The sequence below is a fragment of the Mycobacterium sp. genome (assembly GCF_035603715.1).
Taxonomy (GTDB): Bacteria; Actinomycetota; Actinomycetes; order Mycobacteriales; family Mycobacteriaceae; genus Mycobacterium.
This window is the reverse complement of the sequence record NZ_DATNJW010000426.1, coordinates 1-3,019: the sequence shown is the minus strand read 5'-3', so window position 1 is coordinate 3,019 and position 3,019 is coordinate 1. Positions and strand designations below refer to the sequence as shown.

Below are 3,019 nucleotides of genomic sequence, written 5' to 3'. Positions count from 1 at the left end.
CGGGCTGCACCATTCCCGCGGTCTTGGCCAACCAGTTGGGTGCGAGCACCGATAGCCCGGTGGCCGCCGCGGTTGCGCCCACGACACCCGTCCAGGCGACCGGCCCCAGCGGCGTACAGCCGAAGAAGTGGCTGACGCCCGGCGTCTGGACAATCGCCACCAGCACCGCCGAACTGCCCAGCGCCGTCGCGACGACGAGCGGGCTGTGCCGCCGGGTGAGCAGCGTCTGCGCCAGCTGCGTCGTCACCAGAGCGGTCAATCCCATTGTCGAGGTGCGCCTTTCAGTGCCAGGAGTCCAGCGGCCGATGGCCCAGGCCGCGGTCGCGCCGGCAGCAGTGACGGCCCCACGGGTGACGATCTGACGCATGAGCGGAACATCCAGCGACGGCGTCGGTCCGGTCAGCACCGACTGCTGATAGGCGCGGCGGGCCTCGAAGGCCTCTTCCTCAGTGTCGTATTCGTCGGCGTCGGGTTCTTCGAACTGCGGGGTGACGGCGACCGCCAACGCCGGGAACATGTCGGTCAACAGGTTCACCAGCAGCAGTTGGCGGGTGCCTACGGGCGCCCGACCAGTGCCCAGGGCGGTGCCGATGATGGTGAACAGCACCTCGCCGACGTTTCCGCCAACCAGGATCGTCACCGCGTCGCGCACACCGGCCCACATGCCGCGGCCCTCGACCAGGGTGTCGAGCAACACGGTCAGGTCGTCGTCGGTCAACACGATGTCGGCGGCGCCGCGGGCGGCCGACGAACCGCGACCGCTCACCCCGATACCCACGTCGGCCATCCGGATCGCGGCGGCGTCGTTGGCTCCGTCGCCGACCATCGCCGTCACTCGTCCGCAGCGCTGCAGCGCGCCGACGATCTGCACCTTCTGCTCCGGGCTGACCCGCGCGAACACCTGCACATCGGCGGCCAGCTTGGCGGACGCGTCCTCGTCGAGGCCGTTGAGGTCGGCGCCGGTGACCACCCGGGCATCGGCGGGTAGCCCCAGCTGACGGGCGATCGCCCGCGCGGTTACTGGGTGGTCGCCGGTGATCAGCACGACATCGCGGCCGACTTCCAACAGCGCTTCGATCAACGGGCGCGCTGACGGTCGTGCGGTGTCCGCCAAGCCGACGTAGCCGATCAACTCGAGATCGTGGGCGGCGGCGTCGACGGCATCGGCATCGGTGTCGTCGTCGTCTTCGGTGTCGTGTATCCAGCTGCGCTTGGCCACCGCCAGCACCCGCAAGCCTTGCTCGGCGAGGTTGTGCACCAGCGACTCCGCGTGGTCCTGATCGGCCTGCGGGTCGTTGAACCGGCAGCGCGGCAGGATGACTTCCGGGGCGCCTTTGAGCATCAGCAACGGCTTTGTCGGATCCGCGCTGAGCGTGCCGATCGACGCGGCGAAGCCGCGGCTGGATTCGAACGGTACCTCGGCGAGCAGGTTCCACTCGACATCGTCTTTGAGCGACGCCGCAGCTTTGACGATTGCCTCGTCGGTGGCGTGGGCATGGCCCTGGGCCTCGTGCGGTTGGGTGGTGGCGCGCGCGGCGGCCTGCAGAACCCGGGCGGCCGCCGGTTCGGCGACGCCGGGGATGGGGCCGTGCGGATCGGTCGCCGCCGGTACCGAACACACCAGGCGCAGGCGGTTTTCGGTGAGCGTGCCGGTCTTGTCGAAGCAGACCGTGTCGACGCGACCGAGCGCCTCGATGGTGCGGGGGGCTCGGACCAGCACGCCGCGGGTCGACAGCCGCTGAGCGGCGGAGAGTTGAGACAGCGTCGCCACCAATGGAAGACCCTCGGGCACGGCCGCCACAGCGATCGCGACGCCGTCAGCGACGGCCTGACGCAACGACGCCCGCCGCAGCAACGCCAGACCGGTCACCGCGGCTCCACCGGCCAGCGTCAGCGGAAGCACCTTGCCGGTCAGCTCGCGCAGCCGTGCCTGCACGCCGGCCGACGACTCGACGTCGATGACGGCTGAGATCGCGCGGTGCGCCGCGGTGCCCACACCGGTGGCCACCACGATCGCCCGGGCATGCCCGGCAACGATCGTGCTGCCCTCGAACAGCATGCTGGCCCGTTCGGTGTCGGCGGCCGCGACCGGATCGACCTGCTTGTCGACCGGCAACGACTCACCGGTGAGCAGAGATTCGTCGACCTCGAGATCCTCGGCCACCAGCAGACGGGCATCGGCGGGCACCACGTCGGGAGCCGCCAAGTCGATGACGTCGCCGGGTCGCAATGCAGTGGCGGACACCGTGACCGTGCGTTCGGCGTTGCGGGCTGCCTCCAGCCGTCGTCGGGCGGTCGCCACCGTCGGCACCACGACCCGACGCGCGAGTTGGTCCTGCTCGGCGAACAATTCGGCGGCCGCGGCATCGGCCCGTAGCCGTTGCGCGCCGCCGGTCAACGCGTTGACGGCCATCACGCCACCGACCAGAAGCGCGTCGACGTTGCTGCCCATGATCGCTGACGCGGCAGCGCCGACGGCCAGGATCGGAGTGAGCGGATCGGCGAGCTCGGCCCGCGTCGCCGACAGCAGCTTGCCGGCCTGACGTGCCGGCCCGCGCAGCGGCGACACCACCGGGCTGTAGGACAGGTCCTCGAGCACACGTCGCCAGCCCGGCATGCCGGGCTCGACGTCCAGTGGCCGGGCGCGGCCGGCCAACCGGGCGTAGACGATTTCCGGGTCGAGTGCGTGCCAGGCAGTCAGCGGCTGCGGCGTTGGATCGGGTTGGCGCAGCACCTTGCTGGCCGAAAACGCCCCGGAGACAATCGCGCTGGCGGCGGCCGCGTTGACCGGGTTGAGCCAGCGGCGAACGTCCAGCCGGCTCGTCGGCGTCTGCGGATTACCGGTGACCAGCAGCAGCCCGGCCAGGGTGGTCCCGCCCTTGGCGAGGTTGACCGACGACTCGCTGGCCTGACGTGCGGCCGGCAGCGCCGACAGGATCCGCACCGCGGCGGCCAGATCGGTCCCGGTGATGATGTCGGCGCTCCACGGCGTTGCCGCCTTCGGATCGTCCAGCGCGAC

The 3,019-nt window shown here is 70.8% G+C and carries 1 protein-coding gene; it reads right to left on the bottom strand.

What is annotated here, in order from left to right:
* Nucleotides 1-3,019: cation-translocating P-type ATPase (locus VN856_RS17505; protein WP_325691231.1), on the bottom strand; the 3,019-nt coding region annotated here is incomplete at both ends.